Here is a 17972-nt window from a genome sequence, read left to right on the forward strand (position 1 = left end):
GAGGCCGAGGCGGGGCATATCGTCCCCACCCTGCCCTCAGATGTCGCGGAAGCTGCGTGCGACCGGCTCGTTGCCGCTCATGTCGGCCAGCACAGTCTCGCCGGCGATCGCGGTCTGCCCGGCACCGACCAGCGGCACGACATGCGTCGGCAGATAGACGTCGACGCGCGAGCCGAAGCGAATCAGGCCGAAGCGCTCGCCCGTTGCCAGCGTGTCGCCCTGCTTGACGAAAGGCACGATGCGGCGCGCGACCAGGCCCGCGATCTGCACGACGCCGACGATGCCGGAGCTCGTCTCGATCGCCAGCGCGTTGCGCTCGTTGTCGTCGCTCGCCTTGTCGAGCTCGGCATTGAGGAAGAGACCCGGCGTATAGGCGATCTTGGCGATGCGGCCCGGTACCGGCGCACGATTCACATGGCAGTCGAAGACATTCATGAAGATCGAGATGCGCGTCATCGGCTCGGCCGGCAGCTCAAGCTCCGGCGGCGGCAGGGCCGAGGCGATCTGGCTGATGCGGCCATCGGCCGGCGAGATCACCAGCCCTTCCCGCTGCGGCGTGACGCGGACGGGATCGCGGAAGAAGTAGCAGATCCAGACCGTGATGATCGCGCCGATCCAGCCGAAGGGCGACCAGAGATTGGCGAGGATGATGGTCGCGACCAGCCCGATGGCGATGAAGACATAGCCCTCCTTGTGGATGGGCACGATCACCTTGCGGACGGAATCGACGAGAGACATGGATGGAGTTCCGTTGATCTATCTGGCGCGGCAGCTGCGCATGTGGCGGCGACCTGCGGCAGAGTTGCGACCGCAAGCTTTGGCTGCGTGATTTACGGGGTTCGGCGCGCGGGGGAAAGGGGTGTGCGGCAGCTTGTCCTCTAGAGACCGGGACAGTGCTTCATGAGATCCTCGAGTGCGCGGCCGCTCATCGCTAGGTCGAGGCTGCTGGAGATGGCGCTTCCGTTCGCTGCGGGAGCGGAAATGACCAGCCGCGTGTAGGCAAGGACGAGCTTCAGCACAGGTGCCGGCGCCTCCAGCAAAATGGCATGATCGTCACCGATAACCCCGTCCATGTCGGTCGGCGCCCGATCGTCGGGCCGCAGCGCGAGGGTGGCTGTCCGGCGGGGGTGAGCCAAACAACCGATCATCGTTCAGCGGGATCAGGGCCGCCGACAGCAACGCTCCCAGGCACAGGCCCAGCCTGGGCCGATGCCGACCTCATCGCGGCTGAGCTCCCGGCGGCTTGCTGAACGGCGTCAACGCGGCCCGCCATTCCGGGGGGACCGGCTGCTCGAGCTCGGCCGGAAAGGCCGGCAGCAGCGTGAAGGCAAGCGGCCGGCCGGGCTTGTCGTCCTGAATCACCAGCGTATCCGACCTGAGCAGCCGGGCCGAAACCCGCGGAACGACGCCGCCGGCGGCCACCACCACACCGGCTACGCTCAGTACAAAGCAGGAATCGAACGGGTGCCAGGCCCTCTCCTGCGGTAGGCCTGACGCGTCCCGCTCCCCCGATTGCACGAGTTGCCCACCCTGCCACCGGACCGTCAAAGCCTCATCGAGCCGCAGGGGCGCATGGGGAGGCGTCAGGGCAGCGGGCAGCGGCCATGCCAGCCCTCTCGGCATAGCGCAATCCGTCAGGAGGCCGGGGCGGCTCGGTTGCAGGACCCAGAGCGACCAGCCCTGCGTCGGCTTGGCGCCAAGCGAGCCGACAGCGAGGCAGGCCACAAGCCAGCCCACCAGAAGCGTCTCCAAGAGGCGCAGGCGCTTCCACATCTCGTCCACCGCATCAGCTGGAGTCGTTACGTCATGCCTATGACCTGCCTGGGCCGAGCTCAAGGTGGGATCGGTGTCGCCATGCATCCAAGGCAGGTGCGGGCGCGGCCCGTCACCGGCGCGACCCTGCCGATCATTGGCGGGCACTGAACCTCCAGAGCGGCGGCGTCTCGCCCTAGATGAGCCTCGGCATCTGGACGAAGCGCACCGCCGCCTTCCAGGTCAGGAAGCCGAAGGTAAACAGCACGAACGTCTCGGCGATCGCGAAGGGCGGCTCCGACTGTGTCGGGGCCAACGCCCGCAGGGCCGGAATCTTGCCGAACATCTGCGCCACCAGGACGAAGACCAGCAAGTAGAACGACAGCATCGCAGTGATCGCGTAAGTGCGACGCCAGCCTCCCTCCAGCCTCCGGCCATACAGCGCGAAGGCCGCGATCACGACCAGCACGATGTGGATCGCCCCGATGATGTGGGACGGCAGGACGCCGGTGAACGGGAAGCCGAAGCCGGTCGCGCTGGTGGCAAAGGCGGTCGACAGAAACACCCCGGTCCAACCCGGCCGCGTATGTCCGTGGAGCAACCCCGCCGCAACCGGAAACCCGGCCACGATCGCGATCAGGCTGAGCCAGGTATGAAAACCTACGAATGTCGTCGGATCGAACATGGCAGCCGCTCCCCCAGTGCCTTTGCCCTGCGGCCGGAGCATGCAGGAAACACGCCGAAGTTGCGAGCGGTTTTAAAATGACTGCGCGCGTCATTCTCGGGCGAAGCGAAGCGCAGACCCGAGAATCTCGTGACACGAAGCAGCGTCATCCGGACAAGCCGCGAAGCGGCGCCGATCCGGAGCCCATCGGAAGACGCAACACTCTACGATGGATTCCGGGTCTCCCTCCGGTCGCCCGGAATGACGAAAACCGGGGGAGAGATGCTCGGGTCGGGGCCCGAGCATGACGGCGCGATCTTACGAGGACAGGCTGACCCGAACGCTCTCGCCTTCCGCCTCGGTCGCCCGCTGGAGCGTGGCCTTGGCCTCGTCGACCTCGCGCTGGCGGTTCCACATCGCGGCGTAGACCCCGTCCGCTGCGAGCAGGTCGCGATGATGGCCGCGTTCGACGATGACGCCCTTGTCGAGCACGATGATCTCGTCGGCGTTGACAACGGTGGAAAGCCGATGCGCGATGACCAGCGTGGTGCGGCCCTCGCTCACCCGGTCGAGCGCGTCCTGGATCTCCTTCTCGGTGAAGGAATCGAGCGCCGAGGTCGCCTCGTCGAGGACCAGAATCGGCGGCCCCTTCAGGATGGTCCGGGCGATGGCGACGCGCTGCTTCTCGCCGCCGGAGAGCTTCAGGCCGCGCTCGCCGACCGAGGTGGCATAGCCTTCCGGCAGGGTGCGGATGAAGCGGTCGATCTGGGCGAGCCGCGCGGCTTCCTCGACCTCCGGCAGCGTTGCTTCTGGGCGGCCATAGAGGATGTTGTATTCGATGGTGTCGTTGAACAGCACGGTGTCCTGCGGGACCATGCCGATAGCGGCGCGCAAGGATACCTGTTGGATATCCGCGATGGGCTGGCCGTCGATGAGGATGCGGCCGCCCTGGGGCTCGTAGAAGCGGAAGAGCAGACGCGAGATCGTCGACTTGCCGGCACCGGAGGGGCCGACGATGGCGACGGTGCGGCCGGGGGAGACCTTGAAGGAGACGCCGCGCAGGATCGGCCGCTCGGGCACATAGGCAAACTGCACGTTCTCGAAGGAGACCTCCCCGGCCGGGACCTGCAGCGGCTTCGCACCGGGCTTGTCCTGGATCTCCGGATCGCGGCCAATCAGCGAGAACATCTGGGCGATGTCGAGCGTCGCCTGCTTGATCTCGCGATAGACCGTGCCCATGAAGTTCAGTGGCAGATAAAGCTGGATCAGCATGGAGTTGATCAGGATGAGATCGCCGACCGTGTTGGTGCCGGCCTGGAAGCCGCGCACCGCCATCACCATCGACAGCGTCAGCCCCACCGCGAAGATCGCAGCCTGCCCGAAGTTCAGCCAGGCGAGCGAGGTGTAGGACTTGATCGAGTTGCGCTCATAGCGCGCCATCGACTGGTCGTAGCGGGCGGTCTCGCGCGCCTCGGCACCGAAATACTTCACCGTCTCGTAGTTGAGCAGCGAGTCGATCGCCTTCGCATTGGCGTCGGTATCCGACTCGTTCATCGCCGAACGGATGGCGATGCGCCACTCCGTCGCCTTGATGGTGTAGGTCATGTAGGCCGTGACCATCGCCACCAGCACGACGACGTAGCGCCAGTCGAACAAATAGAGCAGCACGGCGATGATCAGCGCGACCTCGATGATCACCGGCACGAGCTGGTTGAGGCCGAGGCGGACCATCTCCTCGATGCCATTGCGGCCGCGCTCCAGCACGCGAGTGAGACCACCGGTCTTGCGTTCGAGATGGAAGCGCAGCGAGAGGTGGTGCAGGTGGCCGAAGGTCTGCAGGGCGAGCGTGCGCACCGCATGCATGAAGACCGGCGCGAAGATGGCATCCCGCAGTTGCACGAAGGCGGCCGAGCCGACGCGGGCGAGGCCATAGAGCACGGTCAGCGCCAGCGGGGCGCCGACCAGCCAGGGCAGCCAGCTCTCAAGGTTCGAATAAGTGCCGGCGAGCGCGTCGGTCACCCATTTGAAGGTGAAGGGCACGCCCATCAGCACGAGCCGCCCGGCCACCATCAACGCGAAGGCCGCCACGACTCGCCTGCGCAGATCGGCGCGCTCGCTTGGCCAGAGATAGGGCCAGAGCGCGCGGAAGGTGGCGAAGAAGCCGGAACCCGGCTGGATGGCGGCGGAGCGGGAGAAGCTCGACGCCGAAGGCGGCGCTGACGGCGCGGACATTTTCAAACGATTCCAGTTGGCGTGCCCGTATAGACGCAATCGCGCACCGATGCATGCGGGATCGCACCGAAAGCTGCGCCGGTCTCGCCCGAAAGCTGCCTTGCTCTCGCCGAAAGCCCGGTGTCTGATCCGGTCAGAGCAAGGACGCTCAGGATCGGGGACAGAAACAACCATGAGAGATCAGTATCTTGTCGCCATGGGGCTCGGTGCCGCCGCCGCTCTCGCGCTGACGGCGCTGCCCTCCGCCGCGCAGTCCGGCAAGCCGCATGCGCAGATCACCATCACCAACCAGCGCAGCGTTCCGCTGAACAGTTTCGAGATCGCGACCGCCGGGGAACAGTCCCGCCTCGTCGCCAAGCTCGCTAAGCCGCTGGCGCCCGGCAAGAGCGTCGCGCTCAAGCTCAACAAGCCGCAGGGCTGCAATTATTTCGTGCTGGCCAAGTTCGGCGACGACAGCGAGAGCGATTCCGACAGCATGGATCTGTGCCGGGATCGCGTGATCCGACTGACGGAGTGAGGTCCCAGGGACGTCATTCTCGGGCGGAGCGAAGCGCAGACCCGAGAATCTCAGGATAGCAAGGCCCAAAAGCCTTCCTGCAAGAGATGCTCGGGTCAAGCCCGAGCATGACGCGTGAGCTCACGCCGTCGCGCCGGCCTTCACCAGCTTGTAGGTGATCGAGTCGACCAGCGCCTGGAACGAGGCGTCGATGATGTTGGCGCTGACGCCGACCGTGGTCCAGCGCTCGCCCGTCTCGTCGCCCGATTCGATCAGCACGCGTGTCACGGCATCAGTGCCGCCCTGGAAGACGCGTACCTTGTAGTCGACCAGGCGCAGGCCCTCGATCAGCGACTGGTAGCGGCCGAGATCCTTGCGCAGCGCGATGTCGAGTGCGTTGACCGGGCCGGCATCGCCTTCGGCGGCCGAGATCAGCAGGTCATCGCCGACCTTCACCTTCACGATCGCCTCGGAGAAGGTGACGAGCTCACCCAGCGCGTTGTAGCGGCGCTCGACATTCACGGCGAAGCGCTCGACCGCGAAATAGTCCGGCACCTCGCCGAGGATGCGCTTCACCAGCAGGAAGAAGGAGGCGTCGGCGCCTTCGAAGGCGTAGCCCTGCGCTTCCTTGTCCTTGACCTCCTGCAGCACGCGGTTGAGCCGCGGGTCATCGCGGCCGAGCGTGACGCCGATGCGCTCCAGTTCGGCCACGAGGTTCGACTTGCCGCCTTGGTCGGAGATCAGGACCTTGCGGGTATTGCCGGTCGCCTCAGGCGCGACGTGCTCGTAGGTACGCGGATCCTTCAGCACGGCCGAGGCGTGAATACCCGCCTTGGTCGCGAAGGCCGAGGCGCCGACGAAGGGCGCATGCCGGTTCGGCGCCCGGTTCAGCATCTCGTCAAGGGCGCGCGAGACATGGGTCAACTCGGCGAGCTGGTCCTCGCTGATCCCCAGCACGAACCGCTCGCGATAGCGCTCCTTGAGCTTGAGCGCGCCGATCAGCGTGACGAGATTGGCGTTGCCGCAGCGCTCGCCCAGCCCGTTCAGCGTGCCCTGGATCTGGCGCGCGCCGGCTTCGACCGCCGCGAGCGAGTTGGCGACGGCGCAGCCGCAATCGTCATGGGCGTGGATGCCGAGATGGTCGCCCGGAACGACCTTGGCGACCTCGCGAACGATCGCGCCGATCTCGTCGGGCAGCGTGCCGCCATTGGTGTCGCAGAGGACGACCCAGCGGGCGCCCGCCTCATAGGCGGTGCGGGCGCAGGCGAGCGCATAGTCCGGATTGGCCTTGTATCCGTCGAAAAAATGCTCGCAGTCGAGCATCACCTCGCGGCCGGCGGCCTTCGCCGCCTCGACGCTCTCGCGGATGCCCGCAAGGTTATCCTCCAGCGAAATCTCGAGCGCGACATGGACATGGTAGTCCCAAGCTTTGGCGACGAAGACGATGGCATCGGCCTTCGCCTCCAGCAGCGCGGCAATGCCGGGGTCGTTCGCAGCCGAGCGACCTGCCCGCTTGGTCATGCCGAAGGCCGCGAACTTCGCCTGCTTCGTCGGCTTCTCCTCGAAGAACGCCGTGTCGAGCGGGTTGGCGCCGGGATAGCCGCCCTCGACATAATCGACGCCAAGCCGGTCAAGCAGGGCGGCGACGGCGCGCTTGTCGTCGAGCGAGAAGTCGACGCCGGTGGTCTGGGCCCCGTCGCGCAACGTCGTGTCGAAGAGATAGACGCGGGCCGCGCTCATCGCTCCCGCCTCAGCTTGAAGCGGACGACACGCGGCACGACCATCGCCAGCATGACCAGCTTGATGGCGAAGGAGAGCGAGCCGGCGGGGCGGATCTTCGGGCTCATCGCTTCACCTCCCAGCTGGTCGTCGGCTCGCCGGTGGCCGGATCCTTGCCATCCTTGAGCGCGATGCCCATGGCCGCGAGCTCGTCACGGATGCGATCGGACTCGGCGAAGTTTTTCGCCCTGCGGGCATCGAGGCGGGCGGCGATCAAACTCTCGACCTCCGGAGCGATAACAGCAGGAGCGGCAACCTCCGGCAACGTGATGCCGAGCAGGTCAAGGCCGGCCAGCAGCGCCGGCAAGTCGCCGGACCTGCGCAGGGCGTGGAACTCGGCCAGCGCGCGGGCGGTGTTGAGATCGTCCGCGAGCGCATCGAGCAACTCGGCGGAAGGTTCGGACACCTTCGCGCCTTGCGCCGCCTCCGCCCAGTCCTGCAGCGTCTTCTCCGCCTCCTCCAGCGCCTTCACCGTCCAGTCGATCGGCTGGCGGTAATGCGTCTTCAGCATCGCGAGCCGCAGCACCTCGCCCGGCCATTTGCGGCCGCCAAAGGTCTCCGTCGCCAGGAGCTCATGGATCGTGACGAAGTTGCCGAGCGATTTCGACATCTTCTCGCCCTCGACCTGCAGGAAGCCGTTGTGCATCCAGATGTTGGCCATGGTCGGCGCGCCCTCCCCGCCGCCGAAAGCGCAGCAGGACTGGGCGATCTCGTTCTCGTGGTGCGGGAAGACGAGATCGATGCCGCCGCCATGGATGTCGAAGACGTTCTTGGCCGGATCGTCGCAGGCAAGGCCGCCGCCGAAGGGCGAGAGCAGCTTCGCCATCGACATGGCCGAGCATTCGATGTGCCAGCCGGGGCGGCCGGGCGTGGCGATTCCAGCCGGCGACAGCCAGCCGGGATCGATGCCTTCGCGGCTCGGCTTCCACAGCACGAAATCCATCGGATCGCGCTTGAAGGGCGCGACATCGACGCGGGCGCCGGCCAGCATCTCGTCAAGCGAGCGGCGGGCGAGCGTGCCGTATTTCGGCGCCTTGGCGAGATGGGCGACGGCCGGGACATGGAAGAGCACATGCTCCTCGGCGACATAGGCAACGCCGCGCGCAATCAGGCGCTCGATGATCGCCTTCATCTCCTCGATGTGCTCGGTCGCACGCGGCTCCGTCGTCGGCCGCAAGCAGGCAAGCGCATCGACGTCGTGGTGGAACTGCGCGGTCGTGGTCTCAGTGACCTTGGCGATCGCCTCGTTCAGCGACAGGCCGGGGAAGTCGCGCGCCGCGCGGGCGTTGATCTTGTCGTCGACGTCCGTGAGGTTGCGGGCATAGGTGACATGCTCAGTGCCATAGATGTGGCGCAGCAGCCGGTAGAGCACGTCGAAGACGATGACCGGGCGGGCATTGCCGATATGGGCGTAGTCGTAAACCGTCGGGCCGCAGACATACATGCGCACGTTCGACGGATCGATCGGCGCGAAGTCCTGCTTCGTCCGCGACAGCGTGTTGTAGAGCCTCAGGGTCGGCGACATCGGGGCTAAATCCTGGAACGAACGAAACGGCGGAATACGAAAAACGACCTGGCCGCTGGCCGGGGCGCTTTTGTCGGTTCGTTTTCAGGACGAGGACGTGAGCAGCCGGCCAGCGAATGCTAGCGGCAAATAATGCAAATCCGGCTGTTGATGGCGGCTCGCGTCATGGCGGAAAGTGATTGCCTGTCCACAGGGCTTGCGTCAAGAGGGCGCCCTGTTTGTTGCATCGCAACAATTCGGCCGCAATTCACTCAAATTTAACCGGCCGGAACCATCCTCCCGATTCACGGGTTGCTCGCCCGCCTTCATCAGGAATCAGATTTCATGCGCCGCGCCGTGGCTTTCGTCGGACTGCTCGGGATCGCCGCCGCCGGCATTTCGCTGTCGATCATGCCGACCAGTCGTTCGGTCGCAGCCGCGAACGAACCCCGCACCTTCCTGATCCCGGCCAGCGACGGCTATGGCGTCGCCGACTGCATTTCCTCGAAGGCCGAATGCGGCAAGATCGTCGCCAATGCCTGGTGCGAGTCGCAGGGCTTCGGCAAGGCCGTCGCCTTCGGCGTCGCCAATCGCGAGGATTTCACCGGCACGGTCGCCCGGCCGAGCCCGGCCCAGCTGGCCGAGCAGCCGCTCAGCATCACCTGCAGCGATTGAAAGCTCCGGATCCTGAGCCCTCATCCTGAGGAGCCGCCTCCGCCGTCATCGAGAGCGCGGCGAAGCAATCCAGGGGGACCGGGCTGAACGTCTCACCCAGTCCCCCTGGATTGCTTCGTCGCTTCGCTCCTCGCAATGACGGCTTCTGCGATCAGGGCACTACCGAATCCACTCGGAACATTTCGGCGGCTCGCCAGATGTCCCCCAAGGCATGATCGGCACGGTCGAGGTCGAGTTCTGCGGCGAGCCGTCGATCAGCTTGTCAGTATAGACCAGATAGACCAGCACGTTGCGCTTGGCGTCGCAGCCGCGCACGATCTGCATCTTCTTCCAGACCAGCGAGCGGCGTTCGCGGAAGACGACATCGCCCTGCTCCGCCTTCTCCTTGAACTTGATCGGGCCAATCTGCCGGCAGGCGAGCGAAACCTCGGAAACCTCCTCGGCCACGCCGAACATGCCGGAGACGCCGCCCTTCTCGGGCACGGTGTAGTGGCAGGCGACGCCTTCCACGATCGGATCGTCGACGCCGTAAACGGCAAGCTTGTCGTTGGGGGTCAGCATCTTCCAGACGGTCGACTTGCGGAAGATCAGATCCTCTTGTGCCGTAGCCGGCGACAACAGAACTCCTGACAGGGTGACGGCCAGCGCAGCCAGAACCCAACGGCGAAGCAGCATTCTCATTCTCCCGGCGCATTTCAGCTCGGCGCCCGGCACGATATGGGAAGCGGGAAACCGTTGCACCAGAGTTTTTGCAGTGCACCAGCGATTGCGCGAGCGAGGATCGGATGGCCCTGCCGGAACTGGAGAGCGCGAGACTGCTGCTGCGGCCGCGACAGCTCGCCGATCTCGACGCCGTCGTGCGGATGAATGCCGATCCGCAGGTGATGCGCCATATCGCGGCGGTCGATGATCCGGCGATGAGACGGGATGCCGTCGCTGCACGCAGCTTCAGCCATATCGGGCGCGGGCTCGGCTATTGGTCGGTCTTCGCCAAGGCCGAGCCGGCAGAGTTCACCGGCTATGTCGGCCTGATCCCTGACGGCGGCGCCCTCGACGACATCCAGCTGAGCTATCGTTTCGAAGTGCAGCGCTGGGGCAAGGGTTATGCTCGCGAGGCGTGCACCCGCCTGTTGGGCCACGCCTTCAGCACGCTCGGCTTCCCGCAGATCGGCGTCACGACCCACCCGCTCAACCTCGCCTCGCTGCGACTGGCGGAGCGGCTCGGCTTCGAGGCCGCGCCGACCGACCCGGACATTCTGATCGGCGAGCCGCAGGTGCCGGCGGCACGCCTTCTGCTTACCCGCAGCGCCTGGCTCAGTCTCACGCAGCCAGAGGCTTGAAGACGAGATAGGCCGCAGCGAGCGCGCCGATGACGCCGAGCGCGAAGAGAACGAGCTTCAGCCGCGTCATCGCGCTGGCGAAGGTGACATTGCCGCCATCGACCTGCGGATAACGATCGAGCAGGCGCGCCACGGCGAAATTCTCGGCGACATCGCAGAGCCCGCCCAGAAACCAGCCGCCGCCACAGAGCGCCGCCACCCACCAGGGCTGGCCGCGCATGGCGAGGCCGGCGATCAGCAGAGCGCCGACGATCGCATAGGTGAAGGCGCAGGCGATGTCGGCCGGCAGCACGCGGTTGCGATAGCGTGCCCGCGTCTGCTCGCCATAGAGCGAGAACAGCTTCTCGACATCGGCGACGTTGTAGCCGTCCCAGTCGCTCTCCAGCATGCGCGGCACGCCCTGCCGGCTCGACCAGAAGCCGACCGCCCAGAACAGCACCACCACCAGCACGGGCCCCCAGACGAAGAAGGCGAGCGGGACGATGGTCGAATAGAACGGCACGGTCTCGGTCATGGCGGCTCGTTTCTCACGGCAGGCATCGGCGCTTCGGGGTCAGGTTATCCGGCGCGCGGGCCGCCGCCAAGCACGGCAACCCCGCCTTCGATGCTCAAAGCAGCTCTTCCGGCGGCAGCAAATCGAGGCGGCGCAGTTCGACGCGCGTCTGCTGCGAATCGTAGAGCAGGAAATACTCGTCGAGCTGCGGGGGCGCGATATCGGTCCCCGCCAGCATCGCATGGGCCTGGCCGCGATGGTGGATCTGGTGCTGGAAGAGATGCGCCAGCAGATCGTCGATCCGCTCCTCGATCGCGCCGTGTTCGCCGCGATCCGTGGTGACGGTCGCATTGAGTGCGTTGTCCGACAGCCCGTCGCAGACGGCGATGAGGCGGCGATCGGCCGCGCTCTGTGCCTGGAACAACGCCGGCGCTTCGAAGGGCCGGAAGCGCTCGAACACCTGCCGCCCGAGCCCACCGCGCTCGAGCGCGTCGATGTAGTAGAGATCGACCATCAGGTTGTGATTCAGCGTCTCGTGCAGCGAGGGGAAGAAGCTCGTGCGCGTCGCCTTGAAGGCAGCATCGTCGAGCTTCATGCAGGCCGAAAGCAGCCGCCAGTTCGCCCAGGCGTTGTTATGCGCCATCTTGCGGAAATGGGCGCTCAGCGGCCCGCGGCGGCTCGCGCTCTCAGACATCGCACGACTCAGACATGAGGCAGGATCTCCTGTTCGATCGCGCCGAAGATGGAGTGCCCGGCGGCGTCCTTCATCTCGATGCGGACCGTGTCGCCGAAACGCAGGAAAGGCGTCTTCGGTTCGCCCTGGAGGATCGTCTCGACCATGCGCTGCTCGGCGATGCAGGCATAGCCGAGGCCGCCCTCCGCCGCCGGCCGGCCGGGGCCACCGCCAGTATCGCGATTCGAGACCGTGCCGGAGCCGATGATCGTCCCGGCCGAGAGCCGGCGCGTGGCGGCGGCATGGGCAACGAGCGCGCCGAAATCAAAGGTCATGTCGGCGCCGGCATCGGGCCTGCCGAAGAGGCTGCCATTGACTTGCGCCAGCAACGGCAGATGGAGCTTTCCATCCCGCCAGGCTGAGCCGAGTTCATCGGGCGTGACAGCAACCGGCGAGAAGGCGGAGGATGGCTTTGACTGAACGAATCCAAAGCCTTTCGCCAATTCGCTCGGAATCCGATTCCGCAAGCTCACGTCGTTTGCGAGCATGACGAGGCGAATCCGGGCGAGTGCTTCCTCCCGGCTTGCTCCCATCGGCACGTCGTCGGTGACGACCGCGATCTCGGCCTCGAAATCGATGCCGTCCTCCTCGCTTCGGGCATGAATCGGCCGGCGCGGGCCGAGCGGCGCATCGCTGCCGCCCTGATACATCAGCGGATCGGTCCAGAAGCTTTCCGGCATGGTGGCGCCCCGCGCCTTCCGGACGAGATCGACATGGTTCACATAGGCCGAGCCGTCGAGCCACTGATAGGCGCGCGGCAGCGGCGCGGCACAGTCATGCTCATGGAAACGGAAGGACGGCACGGAGCCGTGCTCCAAGCCCTCGGCGAGGTCGGCGAGGCGCGGCGCGAGCCGCTCCCAGTCGTCCAGCGCCGCCTGGAGCGTTGCGACAACGGGGAAGGCATCGGTCGCTCGGGTCAGATCCCGCGAGACGATGACAAGGCGGCCATCACGGCCATGCGCGAGCGAGGCGAGCTTCATCTCTTTTCATTCCTTCCCGGACGCGCCAATAAGGACGCAACGAGCCTTCGGGAGGAGACCATATGGAACGTCGCAGCTTTTTGAAAACGGGGGCACTCGCCGCCGCCGCGACGACCGTCGCGATGCCTGCGATCGCGCAGTCGCAGCCCGAGGTGAAATGGCGCCTGACCTCCAGCTTTCCGAAGTCACTCGACACCATCTTCGGCACGGCGCAACAGTTCTCGAAATACGTATCCGAGGCGACGGACGGCAAGTTCGACATCCAGGTCTTCGCCCCGGGCGAGATCGTCCCCGGCCTGCAGGCGCTCGACGCGGTCTCCTCCGGCACGGTCGAGTGCGCGCACTCGCCGACCTATTTCTACATCGGCAAGGACCCGACGCTGGGCTTGGGCACCGGCATTCCCTTCGGCCTCAACGCCCGCCAGCAGCATAGCTGGTGGTATTTCGGCGGCGGCGAGCAGATCGTGAACGGCGTGCTCGACCGCTTCAACGCCTATTCCATCCCGTGCGGCAACTCCGGCTGCCAGATGGGCGGCTTCTTCCGCAACGAGCTGAAGAGCGTCGAGGACCTCAAGGGCCTGAAATTCCGCATCGGCGGCATGGGCGGCGCCGTGCTCGCCAAGCTCGGCGTGGTGCCGACGCAGATCGCGCCGGGCGACGTCTATCCGGCGCTGGAGCGCGGCACCATCGACGCAGCCGAATTCGTCGGCCCCTATGACGACGAGAAGCTCGGCTTCATCCGCGTCGCGAAATACTACTACTACCCCGGCTGGTGGGAGGGCGGCGCCATGCTGCACCTGATCATCGGCAAGGATGCCTGGAACAAGCTGCCGAAGCACTACCAGGCCATCGTCCAGAACGCCTGCGAGGCGGCCAATAACTGGATGCTGGCGAAATACGACTTCGTGAACCCCGGCGGCCTGCGCCGGCTGGTGGCGCAGGGTGCGCAGCTGCGCGGCTTTCCGCTGCCGGTGATGGAAGCGGCGCTCAAGGCGGCCGAGGAGTATTATGCCGAGACCGGCGCCAAGAGCCCGGATTTCAAGAAGGGCTACGATTCGATGGTCGCCTTCCGCGGCGAGAACCTGCTCTGGTGGCAGGTCGCGGAACTGTCCTACGATTCGTTCATGAACCGGCTGAAGGCGCGCTGAGGCGCGCCCTTTCATCGCCATGTCAACGAAACCGACGAACGAACCCGAAACCAAGGCCCTCCATCTGGAGCGCTTCCTGCCCTATCGCCTCAACGTCGTCGGCACGCTGGGCGGCCGCGCGCTCGGGCGCATCTATGGCGAGCATTTCGGCATCGGCATCCCGGAATGGCGGGTGGTGGCGCAGCTCGGCGAATTCGGCAAGCTGACATCGCGCGACATCGGCGAGCTCGCCCAGATGCACAAGACCAAGGTCTCGCGTGCCGTCAGCGAGTTGGAGAAGCGCGGCCTCGTCTCGCGTTCCGAGAACCGGCAGGACCGGCGCGAATCCTTCGTGACGCTGACCGCTGCGGGCAAGCGCATCTACGACCAGATCGTGCCGCTGGCGCTCGGCTTCGAAGCGCGCTGGGTCGAAGACATCGCCCCCGACGAGCTCAAAGTGTTCGAGCGCGTGCTGTCGATCCTGACCGAGCGCGGCCGCCACCTCGCCGGCGGCTATCGCGACGAGGACGGAACCTAGTCTCCAGCCCACCACTTTTGCCGTCATCCCGGACAAGCCGCGAAGCGGCGCCGATCCGGGATCCATGCCGGAGCGCTGCCGGCTGAGGCTCAGGCATGGATCCCGGGTCTCCCTCCGGTCGCCCGGGATGACACGCCAAGAGCGGGAGCTTTGGTAAAAACTCCTAGAAATACCGCGCCAGGTTGCGCCTGATCCGCGGCAGCGGGTCCTCGCCCTTCGGCGGGTAGGCGAAGGGTTGTCCCGTGATGGTCTCGAAGGCGCGAACATAAACCGCCGAGGCCTGGTCGATCAGCTCCTGCGGGATCGGCGGCAGCGCTTCCTTGTAGGGGTCGCAGCGGGCGACCACCCAGTTGCGCACGAAATCCTTGTCGAAGGATTCGGGCTTCTCGCCGGCGGCGAAGCGGGCCGGATAGCTCTCGGCGAACCAGTAGCGGCTCGAATCCGGCGTGTGGATCTCGTCAGCCAGGAAGATGCGCCCCTCGGCATCGGTGCCGAATTCGTATTTGGTGTCGGCGAGGATGAGGCCGTGCTCGCGAGCGAGCTTCTGGCCGCGCGCGAAGAGCGCGAGCGCGTAAGCCGAGACGGTGTCCCACTGCTTCTGCGTCAGCAAACCGCCCTCGACGATCTGGCGTTCGGAGAGCGGTTCGTCATGGCCGCCGTCGAAGGCCTTGCTCGTCGGCGTGATGATCGCCTGCGGCAGCTCCTGATTGTCGCGCAAGCCGTCCGGCAGGGTGATGCCGTACATCTCGCGCTGGCCCTGCTTGTAGAGCGTCAGGATCGAGGTGCCGGTCGTGCCGGCCAGATAGCCGCGCACGACGATCTCGACCGGCAGGATCGCGAGGCGCTCGCCAACCACCACGTTGGGATCGGGATATTCGACGACATGGTTGGGGCAGATGTCGGCGGTCTGCTCGAACCAGTAGCGCGCCGTCTGGGTCAGCACCTGGCCCTTCAGGGGGATCGATGCGATGGCGCGGTCGAAGGCGGAGAGCCGGTCGGTCGAGATCAGGATGCGCTTGCCGTCGGGCAGGTCGTAGTTCTCGCGGACCTTGCCGCGATAGTAGTTCGGCAGCTCCGGGATGACGGCTTCGTGAAGAGGCAGATAATCGGACATGGCGGAGCTTGCCTCTTTGACGGAGCGCGAGGGCAGGCGCCGGAGCGCCGTTCAGGCTGCTCTTCTAGAGCATTGCGCGAAAAAGTGGGTACCGGTTTTTCGCTTAAGGCAATGCTCTAAACTTTTAGAATCGATCACGGTCTTCGCATTTTGACGGTTCCGTCAAAACGCGGCGTGATCTAGGCTCAGGACCTATTAAATTGGTTTGATCTGTGATTCACGGTGTCTGGGAGGATGCCGTGATGGGTGATTTGTTTTTGCTGAGCGAGCGCCAGATGGCGAGGATATCGCCGCATTTTCCGCTCTCGCATGGCGTGCCGCGGGTCGACGATCGTCGCGTGGTGAGCGGCATCGTCTACGTCATCCGCAACGGCCTGCAGTGGAAGGACGCGCCCAAGAACTATGGCCCGCACAAGACGCTCTATAACCGCTTCATCCGCTGGAGCCGGCTCGGCGTCTTCGACCGCATCTTCGCCGGTCTTGCCGGCGAAGGGCCGAAGCCGGAGCGGATCATGATCGACGCGACGCATCTGAAGGCGCACCGCACGGCGGCGAGCCTGCTCAAAAAGGGGCTCTTCCCCGTCGTATCGGGCGCACCAAGGGCGGGCTGAACTCCAAGCTCCACACCGTCTGCGACGATACCGGCCGCCCGATCATCATGCTGCTCTCGGAAGGCCAGATGAGCGACCACAAGGGCGCAAGCCTCGTGCTCGTGGCCCTGCCGCCAGCCAAAACCCTCATCGCCGATCGCGGCTACGACAGCGCCGCGTTCCGCCAGGCGCTGGTCGCCAAAGGCATCGAACCCTGCATTCCATCGAGCAGAAGCCGGAAAACCCCTTATCCCTACGACAAGACGCTCTATCGCCAGCGCCACAAGGTCGAGAACCTCTTCGCCAAGCTCAAAGACTGGCGGCGCATCGCCACACGCTACGACCGATGCGCCCACACCTTCTTCTCGGCAATCTGTATCGCCGCTACCGTCATCTTCTGGCTCTGATCAACGAGTCCTGAGCCTAGCGAAAGCGTAGGTTTTCCACCACCGCGACGGCGCGCGCTTCCGCGGATTGCTGCAACGGCCCGAATATGGCATGCGAAGCCTTGAGCGGGAGCGAGGTCCGCGGCGCCCCGGCGCAGGCCGCTCCATAGTTCCGTCGTGTTTGGCGGGTGTTGTTGGACGGAGCCGGCAAACCGGCTTTCGACAATGGATGGCGTGACCCGACCTGCGATGATCCTGCGACTTTCCAGACGTTTCGGCATGGCGCTGCTGGCGCTGGCGGCCCTCAGCGGGCCTGCCGCAGCGCAATCGCCCTCCTGCGATGCCTGGCGCTCGGAGCTCGAAGGCCTGCAGGGCCGCAGCGGCGGTGATCCCCGCGCGGCGCAGGCGGCCCAGCGCGTCGGTGCACAGCTTTCGCAGCTCACCGAGCAATATCGCGCCATGGGCTGCGAACGTGCCTTCGGCATTTTCGATTCGGGCCCGCCGCAATGCGGCGCGATCCGCGCCCAGCTCGGCCAGTTGCAATCGCAATACGCGGCGCTGCAGCGGCAGGCCCAGGGCGGCGGCGTCGAGCAGCGGCGCGCCCAGCTCGCCGCCGCGATCAACAACAATTGCCGGGCACAGCCGCGCGGTTTCTTCGAGACGATCTTCGGGCTCGAGCCGCGCCGCGGCGAGGTTGATTCGACCCTGCCGGAGCTTGACCCCGAGCAGCCGACGGAACCGGCGAAGCCGCGACTCGGCGGCCCGCAGACCGTCTGCGTGAGAACCTGCGACGGCTTCTTCTTCCCGCTGAGCAACAACACCGGTAATCCCGACGAGATGTGCCAGGCGCTCTGCCCGGGCACCGAAACGCTCGCTTACGGCATGAGTGCTGGCGGCGACGTCCAGAACGCGGCTTCCCGCTCGACCGGGCAGCCCTATTCCTCCCTGCCGAATGCGCTGAAGTACACGCGCAGCTTCGATGCAGCCTGCACCTGCCGTGGCCAGGGCGAGAGCTGGTCGGCAGCGCTCAAGAACGCCGAGTACCTGCTCGACAAGCGCAAAGGCGACGTCATCCTCACCGAGCAGCGCGCTGCCGAACTCTCGCGCCCGAAAATCGATCCGAAGGCCGAGGCCAAGCGGCGGGGCACCGCGCAGCAGCCAGCTCCGGCAACGCCGGGCGGTGCGCCCGAGACCGCGGACGAGAAGCCGATGCCGTCCGAGAATTCGCCGACTTCGGGCACCGAGTCGGCCGGCGTCGGCCCAGACATCGTCGGCGAACAGGTGCTCGACAAGAAGGACGGCCTGAAGAGCGAGTCGCGTAGCGTCACTGGCGAACGTCGCACCGTTCGGATCGTCGCCCCCAACCTCGCGCCCAATCTGAGTCCGCAGCTCGTGCGGCCCTGACCCGACAAAGTTCCATGCACTTGACGCAAGGATGCCGGCACGAAGCCAGCGCGCCGGCCGCTGGACGCATGGCTAAAACCAGCGCATAAGGGGCCACCAAGCCGCCCTCGGGAGGCCGCCAGACCGCCTCCACGGCCTTTTGGGGTCGCGCGCTCGCTTCTGACG

The 17972-nt window shown here is 65.9% G+C and carries 19 protein-coding genes; 7 read left to right on the forward strand and 12 right to left on the reverse strand.

Translation table 11 applies throughout. From position 1 onward, the window contains the following. Positions 1 to 36: 36 nt before the first annotated feature. The 5 genes from FQV39_RS09470 to FQV39_RS09490 all read right to left on the reverse strand — a co-directional run bounded on the left by FQV39_RS09470 (position 37) and on the right by FQV39_RS09490 (position 4648). Complete coding sequence (locus FQV39_RS09470; protein WP_149130058.1) at positions 37 to 738, reverse strand: phosphatidylserine decarboxylase; 702 nt, start codon at positions 736 to 738, stop codon at positions 37 to 39. Between the two features lie 140 nt (positions 739 to 878). Further along, entirely contained in the window at positions 879 to 1073 is a 195-nt protein-coding gene (locus FQV39_RS09475; protein WP_149130059.1) for a hypothetical protein, read from the reverse strand. A gap of 145 nt (positions 1074 to 1218) precedes the next feature. Beyond that, the gene (locus tag FQV39_RS09480) at positions 1219 to 1737 is read right to left on the reverse strand and encodes a hypothetical protein (RefSeq protein ID WP_149130060.1); all 519 of its coding nucleotides are present in this window, start codon (positions 1735 to 1737) and stop codon (positions 1219 to 1221) included. A 211-nt stretch (positions 1738 to 1948) separates the two neighbouring features. Then, positions 1949 to 2437 carry a hypothetical protein gene (locus FQV39_RS09485; RefSeq protein WP_149130061.1) on the reverse strand — a complete coding sequence of 163 codons (489 nt, stop codon included), beginning with the start codon at positions 2435 to 2437 and terminating at the stop codon, positions 1949 to 1951. Between the two features lie 297 nt (positions 2438 to 2734). Beyond that, entirely contained in the window at positions 2735 to 4648 is a 1914-nt protein-coding gene (locus FQV39_RS09490) for an ABCB family ABC transporter ATP-binding protein/permease (protein WP_149130062.1), read from the reverse strand. Between the two features lie 172 nt (positions 4649 to 4820). Here FQV39_RS09490 and FQV39_RS09495 point away from each other — a divergent pair, with 172 nt between their 5' ends. Further along, a complete protein-coding gene (locus tag FQV39_RS09495; RefSeq protein ID WP_149130063.1) occupies positions 4821 to 5165 on the forward strand; it encodes a hypothetical protein in 345 nt (114 codons plus the stop codon). A gap of 120 nt (positions 5166 to 5285) precedes the next feature. Here the strand turns inward: FQV39_RS09495 and cimA are convergent, their stop codons facing one another. Both cimA and cysS read right to left on the reverse strand, forming a co-directional pair. Further along, on the reverse strand, positions 5286 to 6884 hold the full coding sequence (gene cimA / locus FQV39_RS09500) for a citramalate synthase (RefSeq protein WP_149130064.1): 1599 nt from the start codon (positions 6882 to 6884) through the stop codon (positions 5286 to 5288). A 103-nt stretch (positions 6885 to 6987) separates the two neighbouring features. After that, a complete protein-coding gene (cysS, locus tag FQV39_RS09505; RefSeq protein WP_149130065.1) occupies positions 6988 to 8448 on the reverse strand; it encodes a cysteine--tRNA ligase in 1461 nt (486 codons plus the stop codon). A gap of 324 nt (positions 8449 to 8772) precedes the next feature. Between cysS and FQV39_RS09510 the strand changes: the two genes are divergently transcribed. Beyond that, positions 8773 to 9102: a hypothetical protein gene (locus FQV39_RS09510; RefSeq protein ID WP_149130066.1), complete on the forward strand. Its 330-nt coding sequence runs from the start codon at positions 8773 to 8775 to the stop codon at positions 9100 to 9102. 159 nt (positions 9103 to 9261) lie between these two features. Here the strand turns inward: FQV39_RS09510 and FQV39_RS09515 are convergent, their stop codons facing one another. Beyond that, complete coding sequence (locus tag FQV39_RS09515; protein ID WP_149130067.1) at positions 9262 to 9777, reverse strand: CreA family protein; 516 nt, start codon at positions 9775 to 9777, stop codon at positions 9262 to 9264. Positions 9778 to 9887: 110 nt separating this feature from the next. Between FQV39_RS09515 and FQV39_RS09520 the strand changes: the two genes are divergently transcribed. Beyond that, a complete protein-coding gene (locus FQV39_RS09520; RefSeq protein ID WP_149130068.1) occupies positions 9888 to 10442 on the forward strand; it encodes a GNAT family N-acetyltransferase in 555 nt (184 codons plus the stop codon). On the opposite strand, the gene FQV39_RS09525 is transcribed toward FQV39_RS09520, so the two are convergent. From FQV39_RS09525 to FQV39_RS09535, 3 genes are all read right to left on the reverse strand, one after another. After that, the gene (locus FQV39_RS09525; protein ID WP_149130069.1) at positions 10423 to 10956 is read right to left on the reverse strand and encodes a hypothetical protein; all 534 of its coding nucleotides are present in this window, start codon (positions 10954 to 10956) and stop codon (positions 10423 to 10425) included. The genes FQV39_RS09520 and FQV39_RS09525 overlap by 20 nt on opposite strands. A 94-nt stretch (positions 10957 to 11050) precedes the next feature. Then, the gene (locus tag FQV39_RS09530) at positions 11051 to 11629 is read right to left on the reverse strand and encodes a DinB family protein (RefSeq protein ID WP_149130070.1); all 579 of its coding nucleotides are present in this window, start codon (positions 11627 to 11629) and stop codon (positions 11051 to 11053) included. Between the two features lie 8 nt (positions 11630 to 11637). Beyond that, positions 11638 to 12648, reverse strand: a complete 1011-nt coding sequence (locus tag FQV39_RS09535; RefSeq protein WP_149130071.1) for a fumarylacetoacetate hydrolase family protein — start codon at positions 12646 to 12648, stop codon at positions 11638 to 11640. Between the two features lie 62 nt (positions 12649 to 12710). Here FQV39_RS09535 and FQV39_RS09540 point away from each other — a divergent pair, with 62 nt between their 5' ends. Continuing rightward, positions 12711 to 13796, forward strand: a complete 1086-nt coding sequence (locus FQV39_RS09540; protein WP_149130072.1) for a TRAP transporter substrate-binding protein — start codon at positions 12711 to 12713, stop codon at positions 13794 to 13796. Positions 13797 to 13815: 19 nt separating this feature from the next. After that, on the forward strand, positions 13816 to 14313 hold the full coding sequence (locus FQV39_RS09545; protein WP_149130073.1) for a MarR family winged helix-turn-helix transcriptional regulator: 498 nt from the start codon (positions 13816 to 13818) through the stop codon (positions 14311 to 14313). A gap of 163 nt (positions 14314 to 14476) precedes the next feature. Here FQV39_RS09545 and FQV39_RS09550 read toward each other — a convergent pair whose 3' ends face one another. Continuing rightward, positions 14477 to 15427, reverse strand: coding sequence for a phosphoribosylaminoimidazolesuccinocarboxamide synthase (locus tag FQV39_RS09550; protein WP_149130074.1), 951 nt, complete (start codon positions 15425 to 15427; stop codon positions 14477 to 14479). Between the two features lie 242 nt (positions 15428 to 15669). On the opposite strand from FQV39_RS09550, the gene FQV39_RS09555 reads away from it, so the two are divergent. Both FQV39_RS09555 and FQV39_RS09560 read left to right on the forward strand, forming a co-directional pair. Then, positions 15670 to 16424, forward strand: a protein-coding gene (locus FQV39_RS09555; RefSeq protein WP_149129826.1) for an IS5 family transposase whose coding sequence is annotated in 2 segments (ribosomal slippage) — positions 15670 to 16003 and positions 16003 to 16424 — 756 coding nt in all. Because the reading frame shifts where the segments join, the coding sequence is not laid out codon by codon here. Positions 16425 to 16637: 213 nt separating this feature from the next. Further along, positions 16638 to 17807 carry a DUF2865 domain-containing protein gene (locus tag FQV39_RS09560; protein ID WP_187640227.1) on the forward strand — a complete coding sequence of 390 codons (1170 nt, stop codon included), beginning with the start codon at positions 16638 to 16640 and terminating at the stop codon, positions 17805 to 17807. Positions 17808 to 17972 lie beyond the last annotated feature (165 nt).

The organism is Bosea sp. F3-2 (assembly GCF_008253865.1).
GTDB lineage: Bacteria > Pseudomonadota > Alphaproteobacteria > Rhizobiales > Beijerinckiaceae > Allobosea.

Bases quoted from the DNA above. Each gene is read 5' to 3' on its own strand.
- FQV39_RS09470 (WP_149130058.1), bottom strand. From the start codon at position 738: ATGTCTCTCGTCGATTCCGTCCGCAAGGTGATCGTGCCCATCCACAAG.
- FQV39_RS09475 (WP_149130059.1), bottom strand. From the start codon at position 1,073: ATGGACGGGGTTATCGGTGACGATCATGCCATTTTGCTGGAGGCGCCG.
- FQV39_RS09485 (WP_149130061.1), bottom strand. From the start codon at position 2,437: ATGTTCGATCCGACGACATTCGTAGGTTTTCATACCTGGCTCAGCCTG.
- FQV39_RS09490 (WP_149130062.1), bottom strand. From the start codon at position 4,648: ATGTCCGCGCCGTCAGCGCCGCCTTCGGCGTCGAGCTTCTCCCGCTCC.
- FQV39_RS09495 (WP_149130063.1), top strand. From the start codon at position 4,821: ATGAGAGATCAGTATCTTGTCGCCATGGGGCTCGGTGCCGCCGCCGCT.
- cimA (WP_149130064.1), bottom strand. From the start codon at position 6,884: ATGAGCGCGGCCCGCGTCTATCTCTTCGACACGACGTTGCGCGACGGG.
- cysS (WP_149130065.1), bottom strand. From the start codon at position 8,448: ATGTCGCCGACCCTGAGGCTCTACAACACGCTGTCGCGGACGAAGCAG.
- FQV39_RS09510 (WP_149130066.1), top strand. From the start codon at position 8,773: ATGCGCCGCGCCGTGGCTTTCGTCGGACTGCTCGGGATCGCCGCCGCC.
- FQV39_RS09515 (WP_149130067.1), bottom strand. From the start codon at position 9,777: ATGCTGCTTCGCCGTTGGGTTCTGGCTGCGCTGGCCGTCACCCTGTCA.
- FQV39_RS09520 (WP_149130068.1), top strand. From the start codon at position 9,888: ATGGCCCTGCCGGAACTGGAGAGCGCGAGACTGCTGCTGCGGCCGCGA.
- FQV39_RS09525 (WP_149130069.1), bottom strand. From the start codon at position 10,956: ATGACCGAGACCGTGCCGTTCTATTCGACCATCGTCCCGCTCGCCTTC.
- FQV39_RS09530 (WP_149130070.1), bottom strand. From the start codon at position 11,629: ATGTCTGAGAGCGCGAGCCGCCGCGGGCCGCTGAGCGCCCATTTCCGC.
- FQV39_RS09535 (WP_149130071.1), bottom strand. From the start codon at position 12,648: ATGAAGCTCGCCTCGCTCGCGCATGGCCGTGATGGCCGCCTTGTCATC.
- FQV39_RS09540 (WP_149130072.1), top strand. From the start codon at position 12,711: ATGGAACGTCGCAGCTTTTTGAAAACGGGGGCACTCGCCGCCGCCGCG.
- FQV39_RS09545 (WP_149130073.1), top strand. From the start codon at position 13,816: ATGTCAACGAAACCGACGAACGAACCCGAAACCAAGGCCCTCCATCTG.
- FQV39_RS09550 (WP_149130074.1), bottom strand. From the start codon at position 15,427: ATGTCCGATTATCTGCCTCTTCACGAAGCCGTCATCCCGGAGCTGCCG.